Raw genomic sequence first — 22,106 nt, 5'->3', positions numbered from 1 at the left:
CATGGAATAGGGGAATCGTAATGTTTAAGGCAGCAACCATCCGATCCAACGAGTCACCTTCCCGGCACCTGGGCCATCGACTGGGCCAGACCCTGGAAAGGGAGCTGGGGCAAACCCCCAAGGCTTGTTGGTTATTCTCTGCGCCGTCTTCAGGGATTCCGGAATTGCTTAAGGGTATCGGGGAAAGCCTGGGCAGTCAGAATCTGGTGGGTTGTACCACTGACGGTGAGATCTCGGGAGACGGCTTGAGCACCAATTCGGTCGTCCTGGGGGGTATCGCCACCGATCAGATCGATTTTGAAATCGCCACGGTACAGGGGCTCGGTCAGGACAGCGAAGGGGCTGGCCGGCGGCTGGCCGGGGCCTTCTCCAAACCACCCCGGTATATACAGATTTTTTCAGACGGACTGACCGGAGACGGCTGCGCCATCTTAAAGGGTATCACCTCTGTCCTGGGCGGGCATATCCCCATCGCCGGAGGAACCGCCGGGGACAACGGCAAATTTCTGAAGACCCTGCAATTTGCCGGCGATCAGGTCTACACGGATACCCTTTGCGGCATCGCCTTTTATGGGGATTTCCGTCTTGGAACAGGGGTACGCAGCGGCTGGTCGCCGATCGGGCTGGCCAAACGGGTTACCCGTTCCCGGGGTAATGTGCTCTACGAATTGAATGGTGAACCGGCTTTGAACGTCTACGAACGCTTTCTGGGGCGTCATGCCGAAAAGCTGCCGGTCATTGGGGTAGAATATCCGCTCGGTCTTCTGGAACGGTGCGGGGAAGATGGCCAGGAGGACTACCATCTGATCCGGGCCACAATGGCCGTCAACCGGGAGGAGCGTTCCATTACTTTTGCCGGGGAGATCACCGAAGGGGCCCTGGTCCATCTGACCTGTGGTGATGTCTCCTCCATCCTGGAGGCCGCCGATCAGGCCACCGGTCTGGCCAAATCCGCCTTGAGCGGCCATTCCCCGTCTATAGCCTTCTGCTATTCCTGCATGGCCCGGAAGATCGTTCTGGGTCGCCGGACCGAAGAAGAAATCCAAAGAGTTCGGACTGAAATCGGTCTGTCGGTTCCCATCATCGGATTTTATACCTACGGTGAATACTGCCGGATCTCGGCCGGAGGGCCGAATTATTTCCATAACGAAACGATTACCTTGAGTCTTCTTGAAATTGGATGATGGAAAGGATCCAAAGCCTCGAACAACGGATCCAGGAGTTGGAAGAGCTTCTGGAGCAATCTGAGCGTAAGTCGGACATCCTGACCAACCTGCTCAAGGAAGCCACCGCTGAATTCAATCAAGTCCTGGAAAAGGTCAGTACTTCGGAAGCCAACTTCCGGGCCATTATAGAAAATGCCCCAGAGGCCATCTATATCCTGGATATGGAGAGCCACGGCATCTTGGACTGCAATCCTTTTACCCTGCGATGGTTGGGCTATTCCCGGGCCGAGCTCCTGACCATGGGGATCGAACATATTCTCGCCCCGGGTGCCGAAGGGGTCATCGAGAATATTCGCAAGGCAGTGGCCGAGGGCGTTGTTCACATTCAAGAAAGAAGCTTTCGCAAAAGGGACGGGGATCTGGTCGATGCCGAAGTCACCGGCATGGTTGTGGAGGTTCAGGAGAAAAAATGTTTTGTAGCCCTGGCCCGGGATATCACCGAACGTAAAAAAAACGAAGGGCTGCTGCGCTATAAGGAACTGTTTGATAACGTCATCGATCCGGTCTTTATCAGTCATTCCCAGGGAGCCTTTCTGGAGGTCAACGACGTGGCCTGCCTCCGGCTGCAATACACCCGCCAGCAGTTGCTTAACCTGACCTTTACCGACATTGTCCGGCCGACGCAATTAAAGGTTTTGCGGCGTATGGGCGAAAAAGTCCGCTCCGGAGAAACGGTTCAATTTGAACTCGAAACAATTACCCAATCCGGTGAGATCATCCCCTATGAATTTCATTCGCGGCTTATCGATTTTCAACGCAAACCGGCGGTGCTGAGCGTTGCCCGGGATTTGAGCGCCCGGAAACGGATGGAAGAAAAACTGATTCGAAGCGAACGGTTGTCGGCCGTTGGGGAAATGGCCAGCGGCGTGGCCCACAATTTCAATAACCTTCTTCAAATGATCCTGGGGGGCGGCGAAGCGGCCCTGAACAAGCTGGCTTCCGGAGAAATCCGAAAAAGCCGCGAGGCCATTCTGACCATGATGGAAGCCTGCCATCGAGGAGCCGATATTGTCCGGCGGATCAAGGAATTTACCGCAGCCAAGACCGATAAAATCGAAGAGGCCAAGGTGTTCGATCTGGGTGACCTGGTATCCGAAGCCGTGCAGCTCACCTCTTCACTCTGGGCCAATCCGGCCAACCCGGGCAAATATCGTCTGAACTATATCCGGCCTTTGGGAGGCCGGGTCAGGGGTAATCCGTCCGAACTGTACGAAGTTCTGGTGAACCTTATCAAAAACGCCCTGGAGGCCATGCCGAAAGGGGGTGTCCTGACGATCTCTCCCGAGAACCGACCGGAACATGTTCTTTTGTCGATCAGCGATACGGGGGAAGGGATTTTAGAAGAAAACCGGCAACGTCTTTTCCAGCCCTTTTTTACAACCAAAGGGGAAAAGAGCAGCGGTCTGGGCCTTTCTTCCAGTTATGGCATCATTAAGAAACACCAGGGGGACATGGTTGTTAACAGCGGTCCGGGGAAAGGGGCCACTTTTACCATCATCCTGCCCCGGTCCCAGGCTCCGGCCATAGAAGAGAAGGAAAATATCCCCGGCGAACGAACCTCAAACGAAACAAAAATAAAATTTTTACTCATCGACGACGAAAAGAATATTCTCAAGATGATGGAGATGTTCTTTGAAGATTCCCCGGTCGATCTTACGACCGCCGGTACAGCCGAGAAAGGTCTGGCCTCTATTTATGGGGACCGTTATGATGTGATCCTGTGTGATTTTGGCATGGACGGGATGAATGGACTGGAACTCGGGCGGGCCGCCCTGGATTACGCCAGACAGACCGGACGTCCGAAAACCCCTTTTCTGCTCTATACCGGTGTGGATAAAAAGCTTGATCCGGCCGAACTGTCCCGTTGCGGGGTCGATCGGGTGGTGCGCAAACCCATTGCCTGCGCTGAACTCCTGCGTATCCTGTACAAGATTCAAACCGGCTATGGTCACCTGCCTCACCTCAGCAGCGAGCATTAGAAGGGCTGGATGCTGGATGCGGGATGCTGGATAAAATCTCTACCCCAATATCAAGCAACCAGCATCTGTTGATGGGTTCCTTCCTTTTCCTGCTTTCGCAGGACCTTGAGGATGTCCGGTCCGGACTTAAAATAAAGAAAACCATGATTGGTGGATAAGCCTCCCACGTAGGGATAGTCATCCAGGAGATAAAGGGCTTCCAGCCGGCTCAACCGCTGATAGAGACGATTGACCGCGGCCATGGACATACGGATATCTGATTTCCAGACCGGCTCCGGGGTCATCAGGGAATTGCCTTCGTATCGGAGAGCGGTTACCCCGAACCGCCGGGGGTCTTCGTACATCCTGGAGCCGGGAAGCACCAGCAGAAGACCCATAACATAATAAGAAATACAGGCGATGTTTTCCTCCAAAAACCGAACGGTCTTTTCTCCGTCTGCTTCCGTTTCTCCGGGGAATCCAAAAAAGCCCATGGCCTGGGTGGCCACCCCGGCCTGGTATAAATTTTTCAAGACCTGCCGGGTGGTAGGCACCCGATTGCCTTTATCCATGGCTTCCAGGACCTTCTGGCAGCCGCTTTCAAACCCGATGGCCACAGCGTTTAACCCGGCCCTGGCCATCAGTCGGCAGACATCCCTGGTATAGGCCTTCTCCGCCCGTAAATCCGTATTCCAGACAAACTTCCGGCCGGAGGATTCGACCGCCTGACTGAACCGCTTCAGATATTTCGGATCGATCACGTCGTTACTGAAATTAAAATGGTTCGAGCCGTATCGGTCCGCCAAGGCCGATAGTTCTTCGATGGCTTTATCTACGGGAACCACCTGATAGCGGCGAACTTGCCGGTCCCCGTAGCGGTTCTGGCAAAAGACACATTTCCCCCAATAACAACCCCGGCTGATGCAGTAGGGGATAACAGGCTGGGGACTCAAATAGGCGGCCAGGTCGAGATCGGAAAAATCAGGGGGAGGCTGGTGAGCGATATCCGTATATTCAAAAGCGGCCGACCGATGGATCCTCCCCGTTGACCGCTGGCGATAGACTAAATTTGGGACCGCCTCCAGCCCCTGGCCGTTGCTAATTTTTCCCAGCAGCCGGGCAAAGGGTTTTTCTCCTTCCCCGATAACGATGGAATCGGTGCACTGAAAAAATTCTTCCAGCCGGGCACCTTCCAGGAGCATGACCCATTGGGAAAGATAGGCGCCTCCCATGGTCACCTGGATCTGGGGGAAGTGCCTCTTGATCAGGCGGCCCAGGACCAGGGCCTGGACCGACTGGTTGGCAAAGACCATGGAGATGCCTACCAGGGCCGGCGGATGGGCGGCTAACAGGGGGAAGAGGACCTCTTCGTAGTAATGCACATAAGGGTTGACCCTGGCCTGGCAATGTTCCAGGATAGCCGGCCAGGTCTTGAGACTGCCGGCCGTGGGATACTCGGCGGCAGTCAGAACGGTGGGAAAATGGACGGCGCTGAGCAGACCGAAAAAGGCATTCAAGGCCAGCCGGGCCTTCTGATATTCCCGATAGTCATAAAACCGGTCGGGGTCCCGGAAAATTTCCAGGTTGGTGGAGAACCATTGAGGCGGTCGTCCGGCCGCCAGGGCGGCCAATAAAAAGCGGTAATGCTGCTGTGCCGAGGCATCCAAGGCTTTTTGGGCCTTGAGCCCTCCAAGCATGGATCGGGCCTGGTCGAGAAGGGGGGCGATCCGGTCTGGCCGGGTTAAATGATCCAGGGCTTCGATCCCCAGATCTTTGACTTTCACGCAAAATCCCTGGTGAGCGGCGTAGGATTTCAAATAGCCCAGGGCCGGATAAGGGCCGGTCAAATCTCCCGGGGGAGGTTGCAGTAAAAGGGCCTGGAAGGAAGTGCTTGAATTTTCCATATTTTCTCTTGAACCCTTATAAAACAGGCGAATATCGAATATCGAATAACGAATGATGAATGTCGAAGGAAGTCAAAATCAAATCCGTATATCTTAGATCTTAACTCTTCAATCGAAAACTCCTTTGAACTCCGAACTCCACAATCCAAGGCAGGTTCATTTCAGCCGGCCTTGATGCGAAATGCGTAGGCCGCCTTGAGGAGTTCCTCCAGGGTATTTTCCAGATCCGTAACCTGCCGATAGAAAAGGTACCGGCCGGCTGGCAGGTGATCTGTAATGGTCCTGGCCTGCTGGGTGCACTGCAAAACGGTTTGGAAGCCTTTTACCGTCTTGAGATACATCTTATCCGCCACCGGCAGGAAGCGGTCTATGATCCGCTGCATCCGGTAGGCTAATTCTGCTGGGAGTTCTGGTTGATCCAGAATCGCCAGACAGGCCCCGTGAAACTCCGCCGCCGCGGTTTTGATATCCATGGATCTTCCTCCGTTACCTGGTCGGTTCCGGCGTCTTTTTCAAAAGTCCGGCCAAAGGCGATTTTTCCAGGACCGTCCGATCTACTACCCGGTAGGCCGGATGATTGAGCCGGCGGTAGTCCGGCGAATGACCGAAGATCGGGACCTGCCCCAGACGTCGGGTTAAATCATGGACCTCGAGCAGGAATCGATCGACCATTTCTCCGGGAAAGGCGAAGGACTGCCTTCCGATCCTCAATTCATTGGCCTGATTGAGGTCCTTAAAAAAAGCCAGCGTTTCCCTGAAACGGGTCTCACTCCCTCGGGCGGTTTCCGCGGATTCAAAACAGACCTGGGCCAATTGGTCGATACGCTTGTCTATTTCGTGATTAAAAAGGCCTCTAAAAGCGCGCAGGTTCACCCGCAGTACCCGGCCTTCGGCCGAGATGTCTTCCAAGGCCGGTTCCTGGGCGCCTTCTTCCGGCTCGTCTTCCATCGTTTCCCGGACCAGACGCTGCCGGAACCGTTTGGGATAATCCAGGCTGTGGCCCACGCCGAATTCCCCCTGATGCAGGCACTTGTATATATCCATCGGGCTGTGGGCCTTGGGGATCAGGGAAGGAGAACCGGTGTGCTGCAAGGAATGGTGCTGGACCTCGTGCAGCATATACTGGCCGATCACGACGTGACGCACCCGGCTGCGTTCGAGGTCTCTATTGATATTTACGATTTTTTTATCCGGACCATCCATAGTCTATCAGCCCCAGGCCAAAATAAATTGTTCCAGTTCCTCCAGGGCCTGGGGATTTTCTCCCTGGAAGGGGTCATCCAGACGGATCCCCAGTTTGTTCATCGCGGTGGTAAGGTTGCGGAAAGGGTGGTTTATCCCGGCCCGACGATGATGGGCCCGGACCTGGATGCTTTCCCAGTTCTCCACCTGGACGTCCACGTTTTGATGAAAAGCTTTTTGTATGATCAGGCCCCGCAGCCTGGCCCGGGTGTCCGCAGGAGGATTGCGCCGGGCCTGTCGGATGCGCTCCTCGTCCACAAGCCGGTCTACCAGCCCCAGGGCCTGACAACGTTCAAAGAGCCCGGAGGCAGGGTCCAGGTCGTGGTATATCAGATCCAGGAGTTTCAATTGCCGATCATCGGCACCCTTGGACCGGGAGCGGCTGAGGAGCCAGAGTTTAAGTACCCAGTCGATTTTTCTTTTCAATTCTCCCGGGTCGTTGATAAGAAGCATCTCGGACTGAGAGATTTCCAAAAATTTAAGGGCCTTCAAAACATATTCCCAGAGGCCCAGCCAGCGGATCTCTTCGGGGTCGGTGCCCGGACGGGCACAGAATCGAAGGGCTTTTTCCAAATACAGGGATTGGACCTCTAAAGCCGTGTACTGCAAGGTCCGCCCTTGACGCCGGATGGCCACCGGGGCCTTCAAAGAACGGGAGATCGCTTTGATGGCCTGGGCCGGTGCGCCCAGGGCCAAGACCTCGCCCAGGGCCTCTTCTTCCAACAGCCGCAATATCAGGGCCGTGGTTCCTATTTTGAGGGCCAGGGCCGGTTGGGACATGTTGCTGTCGCCCACGATGATATGCAGGCGCTGGTTTTCTCCGGGCCGGGCTATTTCGCGTTTACGGATGTTGATGATGCCCCGGGTCTCGGAGGTCCGGTCGGAAAAGGTTGCGTCGAAAAAATCGGCCCGCTGGCTGATTTGGAAGGCCGGAAGGCTGCAGAGCGGGGAAGTCATGATCTTGCCCGTACCGGTATAGATCTGGCGGGTAACCAGGAAAGGGACGAGACGATCGAGATGCTTCATGGCCAGGGAAGTGACCAGGTAATTCTCATGGCCGCCATAGGTGTGGCCATAAGAATCGCAATTGTTCTTGTATACATGGAGGCGGTTGTGGGGTTGTTGGGAGCGCACCTTCTCCACCAGTGCCTGGATAAGGACGTCCCCGGCCTTTTCATGAGCCACCAGGTCTTTTACCGTGCGGCACTCCGGGGTAGCGTATTCCGGGTGCCCGCCCCGATCCAGGTACAATCGGCCACCGTTGCCCAAAAATTCTCCGGCCCGAGGGTATTGGCACCCCTGAAGGCCTTCGATCAGGCCGGCGGCCAATTCCCCTTGATCCTCGGGCCAACCCCTGTTGGATAGCGGGACCTGGGGCGTTGCCGTCTGGTTATGGTCAAAAGGGGCATATTCGTTTTCGGTTCCGAAGATCCTGTGACGCAACCTATTCCCCTTCGACCTGTTTGAAACGATCTAAGAAATCTTCACCGGCCTCCTGGAGGACACTTTCGATATAATCATCCAATTCTTTGAGCTTTCTCTGTTTTTCCTGAGAAAGGGGCTCCTGCCGGGATTCCGGTGGGGTCTTTTTAAATGGCGATTTTTTCCGCGTTTTCTGGATCTGCGAACTGTCAGGCATGGTCCCTCCACTGATGAAGACCTGGCGAGGCGCCGCTTTTCCTTAGCGGGCCCCCGGGTATTTTATTGCGAAAATAGCTCAAAGCTGAAAGCTCAAAGTAAGTAAAAAAACCCTTAAAATCGATGTCTGGCGAAAGAAATTTTCATGCTTCGTGGTGCCTCTGGAGGCATGAGAGTTTAGAACGAAAAAACGAATATTAAAAATCGAACATCGAATTTCAAATCATGAAGTGGGTTGTATTTTCCTTCCTTCGACATTTATTATTCAGTATTCGATATTCGACATTCGCTTTTTTCTATAATCTCTCTTTAACCAGGCTCCCTACTACGCTCGGATCGGCCAGGGTCGAGACGTCGCCCAGCTCCTCCACGTCGCCCTGGGCGATCTTGCGCAGGATCCGGCGCATGATCTTTCCCGAACGGGTTTTGGGTAACCCCGAAGTAAACTGCAGTTTGTCCGGTGAGGCAATGGGTCCGATCACCTTGCGGACATGGGCCACCAGGGTCTTCTTCAATTCATCCGTAGGGACAAAGCCCTCTTTCAAGGTTACAAAGACATAAATGCCCTCACCCTTGATCTCGTGGGGAAAGCCGACCACGGCCGATTCGGCCACCGACTGGTGACTGACCAGGGCCGACTCGACTTCCGCCGTTCCCAGACGGTGTCCGGAAATGTTGATGACGTCGTCGATCCGGCCCAGGAGCCAGTAGTCACCGTCCTGGTCCACCCTGGCCCCGTCACCGGTCATATACATCCCGGGGAACCGGGAAAAGTAGACTTCCTTGATCCGCTTGTTTTCCGGATCGCCGTAAGTGCCCCGCAGCATACCGGGCCAGGGCTTTTCGATAATCAGATATCCCCCCTCATTGGCCTTGGCCGCCGAGCCGTCTTCTTTGATCACCTTGGGGAATATGCCAGGAAAAGGCCCGGCGGCCGAACCGGGTTTGAGGGTCATGGCCCCGGGCAGGGGGGTGATCAGTATCCCGCCGGTCTCGGTCTGCCACCAGGTGTCTACGATGGGCAGCTTCTCCTTCCCGACATATTTGTAATACCACATCCAGGCCTCGGGGTTGATGGGCTCACCTACCGTACCCAGCAATCGCAGCGAAGACAGATCATGCCTGGTGACCCAGTCCGTCCCCTCCCGCATCAGGGCCCGGATGGCTGTGGGGGCCGTATAGATGATGTTGACCTGGTGTTTGTCTACAATATCCCAGAACCGGCCGGCATTGGGATAAGTCGGGATGCCTTCGTACATCAGACTGGTGGCCCCGGCCGATAAGGGCCCGTAGACGATGTAGCTGTGCCCGGTCACCCAGCCGATATCGGCCGTACAGAAATGGGTCAGCTCCTCGTGATAGTCGAAGATCCACTTAAAGGTCAGGTTGGTATAGAGCAGATAGCCGCCGGTGGTGTGCAGCACCCCTTTGGGTTTGCCGGTGGAGCCGGAGGTATAGAGAATGAACAGGGGGTCCTCGGCGTCCATCACCTCCGGTTCGCAGTAATTGCCGATATCCGGGGCCTTCATCTGTTCGTGCCACCAAAGATCCCGGCCGGTCTGCATTTCGGTCTTCCCGGCCCGGTTGACCACGATGACCTTCCCGACGAAAGGGCACTCCTTGAGGGCCTCGTCGGCGTTGGTTTTCAAGGGCACCAGTTTGTTTCCCCGCAGGCCGTTGTCGGCGGTGATCACCAGGGTCGACTGGCAGTCCTGGATCCGGTCCCTGAGGGAAGAAGGGCTGAAGCCTCCGAAGACGATACTGTGGATGGCCCCGATCCGGGCGCAGGCCAGCATGGCGATCGGCAGTTCCGGGATCATGGGCAGGTAAATGGTCACCCGGTCGCCTTTGGTGATCCCGTTTTTCTTCAGCACGTTGGCGAAGCGGTTCACCTCGGTATAGAGCTGCTGGTAGGTATAGGTCTTGTAGTCCCCCAGGTCCCCTTCCCAGATGAGGGCCGCCTTGTTGCGCAGCGGGGAACCCAGGTGCCGGTCCAGGCAGTTGTAGGAGGCGTTTAATTTGCCGCCCACAAAAAACTGGACAGAGGGTTTATAAAAATCCCAGTCCCAGACCTTGTCCCACTTTCTGTACCAGGTCAGGTGCTCCCCGGCCATCCTGGCCCAGAATTCCTCGGTATTCTCCGCCGACCAGTTATAGATTTTTTGGTATTCCTCGATGCTTTTGATGTGGGCCCTGGCGCTGAATTCCTTCGGCGGCGGAAAGGTCCGTTCCTCTGACATCAATACCTGTATGCCTTGGGACATGAATGAATCTCCTTACTTGGGTTGAGCGATAAAAACATTATTCCAGATCAGATCCCGGTGCTCTCCAATCGGGAAATCAGTTCGACGGAATTCCGGGCCTCGGTAAAAAGGCTTTCAAACTGATCCCGGGTTCCCTGAAGTGGATTGAGCAGGGGGATCATTCGATGGACATTCCCGTGATTGAACCCCACGACCTCCCAGTTGAGCCAGAGGATCTCGGCAGCAAATTTTTGGATGCAGCGGCTGCGGAACCAGGCCCGGGTATCCTCCGGGGCCTCGTAAACGAATGGCCGGATTTCCTCATCGGCAATCAGCCGGTCGGTCATTCCGTCGGCCTGCAGGTGATAAAAAAGCCCCTCGCCATCATCCAACCCGTGATAGTGCAGATCGAGTACCCGTAGCCAGGGATGGTCCCAGCCGCAATTCCTGGAATGCCGGTAGCGGTTGAGGAGCCAAAGCTTGAGGACCCAATCCAGTTTCCGGATCAGATCGCCGGGATCATCTTCGATATCCAGGTCGGTTGAAAGTTTCAATCCCTCCAGGCCGTCCAAAACCTTAGCCCAGCGTTCCACGATCAAACCATAGTCAGGCAATTGGGCCGCCGCATCCGAATATTGGTAGGCTTCGGCCCTTTCCAGGAGGCGACGCTGGATTTGCAGGGCGGTCATCCTTGGTCCCTGGCTCATTTCGAGGGGATGGTCAAAGGCCGTCGACACCTGTCGAATGGCCTTCAGGGGGTTTTGGAGGGTCAGATCTTCCCGGATAAAATGATCTTCCATCATTTTGAGGACAATCTGGGTGGTGCCCAGTTTCAGAAAAGCGGCTGTCTCGCACAGATTGGCGTCACCCATGATCAAATGGAGACGACGGAAGCGGCCGGCATCGGCGTGGTGTTCGGCTCGGGTGTTGATGATCGGCCGGGCATACATGGTTTCCAGGCCGAAGAGGTTTTCCATAAAATCGGCCCGTTGCGATACCTGATACAGGACCCCGGGCCTGGCCGATTCTTCGCTGCCGACTTTGCCCGCTCCGGCCATGACCTGCCGGGTGACCAGAAAGGGGATCAACACCCTGGCGGCCCAATGGGGGTTTTCGACCAGCCAGGCCTGGTGGTCGGTGGCATCCATCAGATAGTTCTCATGGCAGCCATAACTGTGTCCCTGATGATCGCTGTTGTTTTTAAAAAGCCGGAGGCGGAGTTCGGGATAGACGGCTTTCATGGCCTCCAGGGCCTGGGCCAGGATAACCTCACCGGCCTTGTCGCAAGCCAGGGCCTGGCGGGCGCTTAAACACTCCGGGGTGCTGTACTCCGGGTGGCCGTGATCGGTATATAACCGGGCGCCGTTGGGCAGAGGGGCATTGATCCGGCGGTTGTCTTCCTCTCCGACGATCTGTTGGAAGGCGCTTTTCCGGAATAAGGTCCCCCGGATATCCTGATAAGGTGTCTCGTGGGCGTAATCCCAGAGCAGACCTTGACCGGGTTTCCTTAATCCGATTTTCCGGGCATAGGTGTTAATGAGCAGACAGGAGACCTCAAAGGCCGAGAGATTGGAGCCCCCTTTAAATTGCATGGCATATTCCTGTTCGAGGCCGATGATTTTAGGAATACTCATAGCTGCACTTCTCCCTCAGATCAGGATCACTTCAATTGGTCCGGGATGTTCACCTGGCTTGCCCCAGGCCGGCTTCCGTCCTGCGCGGCCCTGGGAACCTGCAGGGATCGAACGCGGATGACCCGTTCCCCGCCCCGACCGATGATCCGGTGCCATTCGGCCGCATTGGAACTGCTGGGCAAATCTTCATTCTCGTCAAACTCGGCCCGTATGGCCCGAAGGATATGTTCGATCCGGATCCCCTTGTGTCCGCATTGGACCAGGTCCTTGACCGCCATGAATTTGGCCCGCCGGGTAATATTGGCAATGATCGCACCGCTGCACAGATCCTGGGAGTAAAGGATCTTGCGACTGCCGTCGGCAAAGGAGATCTCCAACAGTTCATTTTCGGGCTTCAGGCTATACATCTCCTCCACGGCCCGGGCGATCATGCCTTGCACGGCTACTTCCGGACCGCCACAGGATTCGAGAAGAACGGAATCGATGGGCAGGTCCGGCGTTAAGTATTTGGTGAAAATATCGACGGCCGCCTGCCGGTCGGGACGGGGGATGCGTATCTTCCGATCCAGCCTGCCTGGGCGTAACAGGGCCGGGTCGATCAGATCCTCCCGATTGGTGGCGCCGATGACCACGACGTGTTCCAGGGTTTGCAGCCCATCCAGTTCAGCCAGCAACTGGGGTACAATGGTGGCTTCCATATCCGAAGAGATCCCCGAACCACGGACCCGGAACATGGCATCCATCTCGTCGAAGAAGATCACCACCGGCGTACGATAGGTAGCCTGATGGCGGGCCCGGGCGAACAGGTCGCGGATGGCCTGCTCCGTCGCGCCCACGTACTTGTTGAGCAGTTCCGGCCCCTTGATATTTAAAAAATAGCTTTCTCCCTTTTCCCCGGTCCTTTCGCAGATGCTGCGGGCCAGGCTGTTGGCCACGGCCTTGGCGATCAGGGTCTTGCCGCAACCCGGTGGCCCGAAAAGGAGGATCCCCTTGGGCGGAACCAACTGATGTTCCCGAAAGGTCTCCGGGAAAAGATGGGGCAGTTCAATAGCATCCCGGATCTGCTGGACCTCCCCGGAGAGGCCTCCAATTTCGGCAAAGCTGATATCGGGCACCTTTTCCAGGGCCAGACGGTCCACCTGGCCTTTAGGCAACAGGCTGTAAACGAACAGCGCGTCCGGGTCATATTCCACGTTGTCACCCACCACCAGGTTGACTTTCATCATAGGCTGGGCCCGCTTGACCAGGATGGTTTCATCCCCGACCGTGCGGATGAGTAGTTTTTCATCATTAAGCACCAGGTCGACGGTGGCCAGGTTGCCGCAGATCAGGTCAAAACCCCGGGCTTCGATCACCTGCAGGTCGTTGTTGAGCAACAACAGTTCTCCCGGCTGGAAATTACCAGGGGTGCGGTCCCGATCCTGGCGACGCTGTCGCAGGGCATGAAAGGTCGCCCCCTTGGGCCCTGGCGTCTCAAAGGCCTCGGGCGTTACCACCCTGGCTTCGTAAAGACGGCCGTGATGGCGGATAATGACCGTCCGTCCTTCAGGGGTTTCCCGACCGTTGTCTACGAAGAAACCGAAGGGTAAAGCCCGCTCATCTTCGTCCGCGGGCAGCCCTCTGATTTTACGCAATTGATCCCTGGAGGCATGGAGCGCCTCGGTGAGCATCAGGCGTTTCCGTTCGGATTCGTCCAAATGCTGCCGCAGCAGGTCATCGGAGGCTTGATCCGGCCCGGAGGGACCCTTCTCCGGATTGAGGGGACCTGCTCCACCTACCGATTCGGCTTCGGCAACAATGGCCTTAATCTTTTTCTTCTGGTCAGCCGTGATCGGCCGACGGATCTCAGTCGGTTTCTTTCTCTGGTTACTGCTCACAGGATTTCCCCGATTTTTTCAAAGTTATTTCCTTTTGCCCTTATGGGCGTAGCGCTGCTTGGTCAGCCGGTCGAATTCCATTCGATGCACCAGCCAGTCGATGGCCCGCTGGCGATCCCAGCCCTGCTGTTGACAGACGAAATCGATCACGCCACCCTTTACCTCGCTGCAGGTCTTACAAAAAAAGCTGTTTTGGGCCACATTGAAAAACAGGGTAGGTTCTTCATTCTCGAGATGGCTTTCGGAACGAAAACACCGGCCCAGGTTGCCCCGGACCGGCAGGCCGAGTTCCACGGCCACCGGCACAATAGGGTTGGATTGTTCCAGTCGGAGAAGCTCCGCTTCTTCCATCGGAGTGGTCATCAGTCAGGTCTCCTTAACCAAGCCCGAGCAGACGGGCGGCATTCTGTCCCAAAACCTTATGTTTTTCCTTGGCCGTTAAATAGCTGTTTACCCTGATCCTCTGGATAATGGAGGCCCAACTGACCCCGGCCATCAGGGGTAAGGGATAATCGGTTCCAAAGAGGACCCGATTGAACCCGATCGTTTTACGAATTTCCTGGATCACCACCTCCCGATCCAGGAGCCAATCCACGGCCGCCAGATCCACATAGAGGTTTGGATATTTTTGGCCCAACTGCAGGGTATCGAAGAGCCAGATTCCCGGGACTTCGGTGCTGTATGAACCAAAATGGGCCAGGACGACCGGCACATCGGGGTATCGGGCCAGCCACTGGCTCCATAGGGCCGGATGGGAATTCTGGCTCAGTTCGATAATTTCAAATGGCCCCGGACCGCATCCGGAATGAGACAGGATCACGGCCCCGGTCTGGCGGCAGAACTCGAAGACCATTCCCAGATGTTCATTTTCAGCCGGATTAAAAAATTGGGAATGGGGCAGGAATTTGATTCCCCTCAATTGGAATCGCTGCAGTTCGTCCAGTTTCTCCCGCACATAAGCCCCGTCTTTGGAGAGATTTACGGAACCAAAGCCGATCAACCGGTCGGGATAATCTGCGACCCAGTCGGCCACGTCCTGATTGGTAACATGGCTGGGGGAGTACAAACTGGCCCGGATATGTCGGAGCAGCGATTGGAAACTCAGGCCCCGGGAGGCCGGGGCCTTGGAAAAGGCCTGATATAATTGCTGGCGCACTTCGGGCCGTTCCACGTCTTCCGGGTCCGTATCGGTGGCCAGAATAACGCCATGGGTGACGCCGGCCTCACGCATATCCGTAAAAAACTTGAGATCCGGTATCTTGGGATGGATGTGGAAATCCACGACCGGGAAAAAGGGGCGGTTGGACCAGGAGGCGTTCAGGGGTTCCCTCTGTTCCACTTCGATGGGTGTTAAGGCGCCTTGATGCCGGACCAAACGGTAGCCGGTTTCCTGAGGGATATGGTGCAGAGCCCGGAGCCCTAAAATAATTCTGTTCTTAAGGCGCCAATCCGAAGCCTTCTCCAGGTGAGGCCGCAGCTTTTCGATGATCTCCTGACGGTCCTTTTGATCCTTGATATGAAACATTTCCCGGACCACACGCCAGCGTATCCCGGGGGGGTCCGTGAGCAGGGCTTCGACGATGGCCGCCTTTTCCGCCAGGGGGGGAAACCCGATATAGACTTCTTTACGTTCCATGGGCTGGTTACTCGTTACTCGTTGCTGGTTGCTGGTTACTGGTTACTGGTTTTAACGGGCAACCAGTAACCAGATGGAAAAAATTTCCGGATTCTCGCCTCTCTCTGGAAAGGGCAAGAATCCGGACCTGTACCGCACTTTTTAAAAGGGGAGCTTGCCGGCGGCCAACAACCAGAAGGCCGGGATCCAAAGTCCCACCGGAACCCATATAATAAGTGACCAGGCGACTACGCCGGCGCCTATTTTGCCGTAAAAGGCCAGCCAGACTTCGAAGGTTAATACGGCATATCCGAGACAGGTCATGGCCAGGTAGGAACTCTGGCCGACTAATTGTTTGCCGTCGGCCATTACCGGCCCGCCGGTGAGGAAAAGAAACATATAAATGGTGGAAATAAACGCCACCGTCAGGCTGACATTGCCGACGGAACGGAGATCAGTCAGTCCGGCCAGCAAGGCATAGGCCACACAGCAGTACAGGATCCCGTGGGCGAAAAGCAACCCGGCGGTAAAGGCGTCTTTAAAAACCGCCGCCTGAAGAATCGCACCCAACACCACGACGATGCCGACAAAACCGGTGGCGGCACCAGTACCTTTGGCCTCCCCTTTACCAAGATTCAATAAAGCGACCGGGAGCCACATAACGGCAATGGCAATCAATAAGGCCGTAGTCATACCCATTCCTCCTTTTTTTCTGACGTTGTTTTTGTCATAGGCATTCATTCATTCCGAAAAACAGCGGCCTTCATCTGGTCAATTTTGATTGAAAGCCGCATCCCCAGCTTCCATTTCATGGTCTTACCAACCCCCTTTATTATTGAATTTGAAGACAGAGGCCTTACCCACCAATTCGGGACATCCCGCGACTGCAGCTCTGCGACCTTGGTTCTGTGGATCCGGAATTTTCGAATTTTGTCAATACGGCCTGGTGAATAAGACGAATCAGATCCTCTTGGGAACAGTTGCTCCGAAGCCTGCCTTTGACGTCGATTTCCTGATCAGAAAGCAGGCAGGGCCGCAGCTTGCCGTCAGGCGTCAACCGCAGTCGGTTGCAGGTTTGACAAAAGCAATGGCTGAGGGCCCCGATCAAACCGATCTTCCCGGACGAATTCAGACAAAAGCATTGAGCCGGTCCGTCAGACTCCGAAGGGGTCAGCCGCTCTAAGGCTCCCATCTTCATCAGACGGCTGCGCATTTCATCGATCGAAACAAACCTGGACGGATGCCAGCCGTTCCTGGGGCCGATCGGCATATATTCTATAAAACGGACGATATAAGGGCTTTCCATGGCCCAGCGGGCAAACAGTTCCAACTCGTCGTCATTCACCCCCCGGATGACGACCATGTTAATCTTGATCGGATCAAACCCCAGGGCCAGGGCCTGTTCAAGACCGCGTCTGACCCGATGAAAATTATTTTGCCCTGTAATCTTATAGAATTTTAAGGGATGCAAGGTGTCCAGGCTGACATTGATGCGCCGGAGACCGGCTGTGATTAAAGAAGAAGCCTGGTCTTCCAGCAATACACCGTTCGTCGTCAGGGTCACCTCTTCAATCCCGTCCACAGAGTTCAGGCTGCCGATGAGGTTGCTGATGTCCCGTCTGACCAACGGTTCGCCACCGGTCAGACGGATTTTGTGAAACCCGGCTTTGGCCGCCGCTCTGACTATGAACAGGATTTCTTCATAGGAGAGGATATCGGTATGTTGGAAAATCGGGACCTCCTCCGGCTGGCAATAAAAGCACCGCAGATTACACCGGTCGGTGATAGAAATCCTCAGATAATCAACCTTACGGAAAGAGTGGTTCCCCATTAGGTTCAACGTCCGTCCCATTTTTGAACTCCTATCCTTTCCGTGTGCCGGAGGATGACTTCTTTAACACGAGAATAGATTCCAATTTCGGATTTCGGATTTCGGAATTTAAAAGAAACTCTCCTTCAACATTCATGATTCGCTATTCGCTTTTTCATGCTTCGTGGTGCCCCCTGGGGCATGAGGGGTTAGAACGAAAATAGCTCAAAGCGAAAACCCGAAACCTGCAACTTGCATCTTGTATCTTGAAACTTGAAACTTGAAACTTAAAACTTTTTGGTAATCTGACTATTTCCCAAAGGACGCTTTGCAAAATTCACACCATTTATTTGATTCGGGTCCCTTTCAGCCTTTTGGGGAAATTTTGAAATGAATAGTAGAAGTTAGCCCAAATCAGACCGAGAAGCCTGAAATCTCTTTTGGACGGGCCAGGTCCTTCACAGGCCCTTAAAACCCATTTTGGCCCCAATAGACCCCAACCCGATTTTTTTATTTACCTATCAAACAATTACAAAAACTCCAGGGCCTGAAATTGGGGTTTTTTTCCCCCTGCAACCAAAAGGGGGAACAATCCCTCCGATGGTTAAATAGACTGTATTTTCAATAAGTAATAAAATTGAGTCGATCGGGGGCCTGGTTTTTTTTCGATGGCACAAACCTTGCTCTATGTGCAGGCATCACTGACAGATGGATTATTCGACACTGGATCTGTCAGAATGAGGCCCCTTTACCAGGGCATCCTCCATTTTTAGCCGGGATGATCATGCTTGAAACCATATCCTTAAGACGTATATCCGGATCCCGCAAGGATTACGATCAGGTCATAGCCGCCTGTTGTCAGGAATGCACCGTTGGGTGCGGTCTAATGGCTTATGTTAAAGATGAGCGCATTGTCGATATCCAGGGCAATGTCGACCATCCTGTCAACAGGGGCCGTTTATGTGCCAAAGGCCTGGCCTTTGTTCAAGGACTTACCTCATCGGATCGGATAACCCTGCCCGGTACGCGTAATAGACTGAATGCCCCTTTTGAGGCCTTTGACAACTGGGAAAAGGGGATCGATTTATTAGCGGAACGCCTGCGCCGGGTCAAAGAACAACACGGAGCCGAATCTTTGCTCATCGGCTGCGATCCGGAGGCCGGTCTCGATTTTTACCTGGGGGCCAAGCGTTTTGCCCGCCTCTGGGGAACCCCCCATGTTTACCATCCCTGGCAGGAAGCTGCCGAGGCCGCTTTTCCTGCTGAACAGCGGCATCCAACCCGTGGGAGCGCCCGTTGGTCTCAAAGTCGCTGTTTGATGTTGATTGAAGCCGATTTGGCCGCCACCCATCCGGTGGCCTTTGAACGGGTGCTGGAGGCCCAGCGAGGCGGTACAAAGATCATCGCCGTCGATTCGCGCTTTACGACCACGCTCTCCAAGGCCGACATGGCGGTGTTGATCGAGCCCAAACGGGGCAACGACCTGGGGTTGGCCTTGATGAAAAATCTGCTGGCCGGGCCTTGGATCAGTCCGGCGGCTAAAACCAAATTTAAAGATTTTCAGGTGTGGTTGGACAGCTATGCCGCCTGGCCGACGGAAGGCCTCGAGGCGGTCATCGGCGTGCCGGCCGAAAAGATCCGCACCATGGCCCAGATGTTGGGAAACCGCCAACCGGCCGTCCTGATCACCGCCAAACGTCTGGCCTTCGCCCGGCATTACGGCATCTGGCTGACCATGGCCCAGGTCCTGGGCTGGCAGGAGACGACCGGCGGCGGCTGGTATCCTCTGGAATCGGGGATTCCCCCTCTCGACTCCACGGTTGGATTGGAAGAGGTACCGCCGGCGGTTTCAGGTTACGACAGCCTGACATTTCCTTACCAGCCGAACCTTTTGGGACCCGATGTCCTGGAGACCCTGGAGATCAAAGCGCTGATCGGCTCAGGCAATTGTCTGGACGATTTTCTGTCTCCCCTGCAAAAAAAGGCCAACGATTTGGACCTGACGGTTTACTTCGGCAGCTTTCCCAACCGGACGCGCCAAGCCGCCCATATGGTCTTTCCGGCTACGGTCTGGGCGGAAAGAGACGGTATCAGTTTCTCCAATGACGGGGCCGTACAATGGAGTCCCCGGGTGGTCAAGCCCCATGATGCCTGCCGCACCGGACTGGGTTTCTGGATGCGACTGGCCCAGCGCTTTGGCTGGGGGGATTACTTCCCCTGGAAAAAGGCCAATGGTCTGGCTGACCAGAAGGCTTTCTACCAATGGTTGTTTGAAAACAGCATCCAAACCGGCGGGCTGCTCATGGATCAGATCGCACCAGACAACCCATTGGTCTACTGGCGCCGGGACGCCGCCGGGTCTGCCCAACCGGAGGCAACGCTTCTTCCGGCCCCGCAGGCGGCGGCCGACCCGTCGTCCTCCGGCGCTTCATCGGCTTTTCCCCTTAGCTTCCAGGTCACCCGGACGATGACCCGATCCGGAGAGGCCAGCCGGTGGTGGCCCTGGACCAGGGAATTGGATGATGATCTGGGGATCCTGATCCATCCCCGGATCGCTCAGGCCCTGGAGGTGGAAAATGGGGAGACCATCCTGGTGGCCTCCGAGGATGAAATCATCGAGGGCCCAGCGACCATCAGCCGTCTGGTGCCGACCCGGTTGGTCTGGTCCCTGCAACGCCTTCGAGCGGATCGGGTGCTGGTGTACCGCAAAGGCCAAGGCCCTGAAGAGGCCCGGGATCGATTGAAGACGATTGGCTTATGATGACGGACGAAACCAAACCCAAAGACAGGATTCTGATGATCGAGGCCTCGTCCTGCATCGGCTGCCAGGCTTGCCTGGTGGCCTGCAAAATTGAAAATGGACTTCCTGCCGGACCCCGGCCCATCGCGGCTATTCAGATAGGCCCTTTGGAAACCGATCATGGACTGATCACCCAGTATCTGCCCGCCACCTGTTTTCATTGTGACCGGCCGGCCTGTGTATTGGCTTGTCCCACCGGGGCCATGCAGAAGGACGACCGGGGCCTGGTCTTTTCGGACCCGGAATTGTGCATCGGCTGTCAAACCTGTTCGGTGGCCTGCCCTTTCGGCCATCCGCAACTGAATCCGGCCACCGGCAAAATTGCCAAGTGCGACGGCTGCCGACAGCGCCTGGGGGTCGGATTGTGGCCGGCCTGCGCCCTCACCTGTCCCACCGGGGCCTTGAGCTATGGCGATCCCCAGGCGGTCGTTCACCAACGCCGTCTGTGCCAGGCGGTCAAAATCAGTCAAACCTTCTGGTCCACCCGGGGATAGGTCGCATCATGTTTCGTTTAAAAGGTCATAGGGACGAAAAAGCCTTTTTGGATCAGGTAATGGAGAGAAGTGGCCAGAATCTGCTGAAATGCCTTCAATGCGGGAAATGCAGTGGAGGCTGCCCGATCCTCTCGCCGATCGTCGGCGGCCCCCGGAGGCTGATTGCCCGGATACTCAGCGGCATGCAGGAGGAGGCCTTGAGAGACCCGACCTGGTGGTATTGCGTCAGTTGCGGGACTTGTGCCACCCGCTGCCCGGTGGAGATCAACCTGTATGCGGTGTCGACCGCCTTGTGTGCAATAGGCGCCGGACTGGGCATCGAGGCCGGCGAGCCCGGCATTCACCTTTTCGAAAGCCTGTTTCTGAAATCGGTGGAAAAGGGCGGCCGGGTCCGCGAACTCAAGACGGTCATGGCTTATAACCTGAGATCAGGGCACCCTTTTAATGATGCCGTCATCGGCGCCAGGATGGCCCTTAAGGGGGTGGTTACCCCGGCGGCCATGATCCGCCCCGGCCGTCATGACCAAAAGGTCTCCCGGATATTCCAAAAAATCCGGCAGAAACAAAACCAGAAAGCCTGAGGCCATGAAAGTCAGCTATTATCCCGGGTGTTCTTTGGAAGAGACCGCGGCCTCCTTCGATCAATCGGTCCGCCAGGTCTGTTCCCACCTGGATGTGGTCCTGGAAGAGATCCCTGATTGGGCCTGCTGCGGCAGTTCTCCGGCCCTGAAGATGGACCACCTGCTCTCCCTCTCCCTGGCGTCCCACAATCTGGCCCTGGCCCAAAGGCAGCAATTGGAAGAGGTGGTGATTCCCTGCCCCTTTTGCTTCCGTCGACTCCTGAGCGCCCAGCAAGAGGGCCTTTCGGATCCCAAAACCCGTCAAGAGGTCCAGGAGGTAATCGGGGCGGATCTGAACGATCATCTGAAGGTGAAAAGTTTATTAGGATTTCTGCGGTATGGCCTGGGGCTTGAGACCATCGGCGGCAAGGTCCGAAAGCCGCTGAAGGGACTCAAAGTGCTGCCTTATTACGGTTGCTATCTGGTTAAGCCGGCCAATGTAACCCACTTTGATGATCCTGAAAATCCGGTTTCGATGGATCAGCTCTTAACCGCCTTGGGGGCCGAGGTCCTGCCCTGGGACTTCAAGACCGAATGCTGCGGTGCCGGCCTGGCGGTCACCAAGACCGATACCGTTGGCGAGCTGAGCGGACGTATCATCCGGGAGGCGGCCTATCGAAAGGCCGATGCCCTGGTAGTGGCCTGCCAGCTCTGCCAGGCCAATCTGGATATGCGCCAGTCCCAAATCGCTAAAAGACACGGCACCCGATACCACCTGCCGGTTATCTATTTTACGCAGCTCATGGGCCTGGCTTTCGGTCTGCCCTACCGGGAGCTGGGCCTGCAACACCACCTGACCAGTCCCAAAGCGATGCTCAAAGCAAAGGGTGTTATTTCATGAAAAGGATCGGAGTCTATATCTGCCACTGCGGCACCAATATCGCCGGAACAGTGGATGTGGCCAAAATAAGCGAAGAGATCGGCGACGAATGCCGGGAAGTGGCGGTCTGTCGTCATTACAAGTATATGTGCAGCGAACCCGGCCAGAAGCTGATCCGGGACGATATCAAGGAACTGGGTCTGGATTGTGTCGTGGAGGCCTCCT

General features: G+C 55.6%; 19 protein-coding genes. 7 read left to right on the top strand and 12 right to left on the bottom strand.

Annotation, left to right across the window (positions count from 1 at the left end; translation table 11 throughout):
• Window positions 1–20: 20 nt before the first annotated feature.
• Entirely contained in the window at window positions 21–1,184 is a 1,164-nt protein-coding gene (locus HY879_04050; GenBank protein ID MBI5602506.1) for an FIST C-terminal domain-containing protein, read from the top strand.
• Window positions 1,181–3,205: a PAS domain S-box protein gene (locus HY879_04045; GenBank protein MBI5602505.1), complete on the top strand. Its 2,025-nt coding sequence runs from the start codon at window positions 1,181–1,183 to the stop codon at window positions 3,203–3,205. The genes HY879_04050 and HY879_04045 overlap by 4 nt, the downstream gene beginning before the upstream one ends.
• A 50-nt stretch (window positions 3,206–3,255) precedes the next feature.
• Here HY879_04045 and HY879_04040 read toward each other — a convergent pair whose 3' ends face one another.
• The 12 genes from HY879_04040 to moaA all read right to left on the bottom strand — a co-directional run bounded on the left by HY879_04040 (window position 3,256) and on the right by moaA (window position 17,189).
• Complete coding sequence (locus HY879_04040) at window positions 3,256–5,088, bottom strand: radical SAM protein (GenBank protein MBI5602504.1); 1,833 nt, start codon at window positions 5,086–5,088, stop codon at window positions 3,256–3,258.
• 161 nt (window positions 5,089–5,249) lie between these two features.
• The gene (locus HY879_04035) at window positions 5,250–5,561 is read right to left on the bottom strand and encodes a hypothetical protein (protein ID MBI5602503.1); all 312 of its coding nucleotides are present in this window, start codon (window positions 5,559–5,561) and stop codon (window positions 5,250–5,252) included.
• A 13-nt stretch (window positions 5,562–5,574) separates the two neighbouring features.
• Window positions 5,575–6,291 (bottom strand): hypothetical protein, encoded by a 717-nt coding sequence (locus HY879_04030; protein ID MBI5602502.1) that lies wholly within the window; start codon window positions 6,289–6,291, stop codon window positions 5,575–5,577.
• Window positions 6,292–6,297: 6 nt separating this feature from the next.
• Window positions 6,298–7,773, bottom strand: coding sequence for a proteasome accessory factor PafA2 family protein (locus HY879_04025; protein MBI5602501.1), 1,476 nt, complete (start codon window positions 7,771–7,773; stop codon window positions 6,298–6,300).
• A gap of 1 nt (window position 7,774) precedes the next feature.
• Window positions 7,775–7,969 (bottom strand): hypothetical protein, encoded by a 195-nt coding sequence (locus HY879_04020; protein MBI5602500.1) that lies wholly within the window; start codon window positions 7,967–7,969, stop codon window positions 7,775–7,777.
• A gap of 295 nt (window positions 7,970–8,264) precedes the next feature.
• Window positions 8,265–10,232: an acetate--CoA ligase gene (acs, locus tag HY879_04015; GenBank protein MBI5602499.1), complete on the bottom strand. Its 1,968-nt coding sequence runs from the start codon at window positions 10,230–10,232 to the stop codon at window positions 8,265–8,267.
• Window positions 10,233–10,279: 47 nt separating this feature from the next.
• Window positions 10,280–11,845, bottom strand: a complete 1,566-nt coding sequence (locus HY879_04010) for a proteasome accessory factor PafA2 family protein (protein MBI5602498.1) — start codon at window positions 11,843–11,845, stop codon at window positions 10,280–10,282.
• 26 nt (window positions 11,846–11,871) lie between these two features.
• The gene (gene arc / locus HY879_04005; GenBank protein ID MBI5602497.1) at window positions 11,872–13,722 is read right to left on the bottom strand and encodes a proteasome ATPase; all 1,851 of its coding nucleotides are present in this window, start codon (window positions 13,720–13,722) and stop codon (window positions 11,872–11,874) included.
• A gap of 24 nt (window positions 13,723–13,746) precedes the next feature.
• Complete coding sequence (locus tag HY879_04000; GenBank protein MBI5602496.1) at window positions 13,747–14,085, bottom strand: hypothetical protein; 339 nt, start codon at window positions 14,083–14,085, stop codon at window positions 13,747–13,749.
• A gap of 13 nt (window positions 14,086–14,098) precedes the next feature.
• Window positions 14,099–15,358: an amidohydrolase gene (locus HY879_03995; protein MBI5602495.1), complete on the bottom strand. Its 1,260-nt coding sequence runs from the start codon at window positions 15,356–15,358 to the stop codon at window positions 14,099–14,101.
• Between the two features lie 141 nt (window positions 15,359–15,499).
• Complete coding sequence (locus HY879_03990) at window positions 15,500–16,030, bottom strand: transporter (protein MBI5602494.1); 531 nt, start codon at window positions 16,028–16,030, stop codon at window positions 15,500–15,502.
• 163 nt (window positions 16,031–16,193) lie between these two features.
• Complete coding sequence (gene moaA / locus HY879_03985; GenBank protein MBI5602493.1) at window positions 16,194–17,189, bottom strand: GTP 3',8-cyclase MoaA; 996 nt, start codon at window positions 17,187–17,189, stop codon at window positions 16,194–16,196.
• 742 nt (window positions 17,190–17,931) lie between these two features.
• Between moaA and HY879_03980 the strand changes: the two genes are divergently transcribed.
• The 5 genes from HY879_03980 to HY879_03960 all read left to right on the top strand — a co-directional run.
• Window positions 17,932–19,908, top strand: a complete 1,977-nt coding sequence (locus tag HY879_03980; GenBank protein MBI5602492.1) for a molybdopterin-dependent oxidoreductase — start codon at window positions 17,932–17,934, stop codon at window positions 19,906–19,908.
• Complete coding sequence (locus HY879_03975; GenBank protein ID MBI5602491.1) at window positions 19,905–20,441, top strand: 4Fe-4S dicluster domain-containing protein; 537 nt, start codon at window positions 19,905–19,907, stop codon at window positions 20,439–20,441. The genes HY879_03980 and HY879_03975 overlap by 4 nt, the downstream gene beginning before the upstream one ends.
• A gap of 8 nt (window positions 20,442–20,449) precedes the next feature.
• Window positions 20,450–21,022: a 4Fe-4S dicluster domain-containing protein gene (locus HY879_03970; protein ID MBI5602490.1), complete on the top strand. Its 573-nt coding sequence runs from the start codon at window positions 20,450–20,452 to the stop codon at window positions 21,020–21,022.
• A gap of 4 nt (window positions 21,023–21,026) precedes the next feature.
• Entirely contained in the window at window positions 21,027–21,902 is an 876-nt protein-coding gene (locus HY879_03965; GenBank protein ID MBI5602489.1) for a CoB--CoM heterodisulfide reductase iron-sulfur subunit B family protein, read from the top strand.
• Window positions 21,899–22,106 (top strand): disulfide reductase (locus HY879_03960; GenBank protein ID MBI5602488.1); only part of this gene is annotated, 208 nt, incomplete at its 3' end. The genes HY879_03965 and HY879_03960, both read left to right, overlap by 4 nt.

It is taken from the genome of Deltaproteobacteria bacterium, assembly GCA_016219225.1.
Taxonomy (GTDB): Bacteria; Desulfobacterota; RBG-13-43-22; order RBG-13-43-22; family RBG-13-43-22; genus RBG-13-43-22.
The sequence above is the reverse complement of the archived record's forward strand: the minus strand, read 5'-3'. Positions and strand labels throughout refer to the sequence as shown.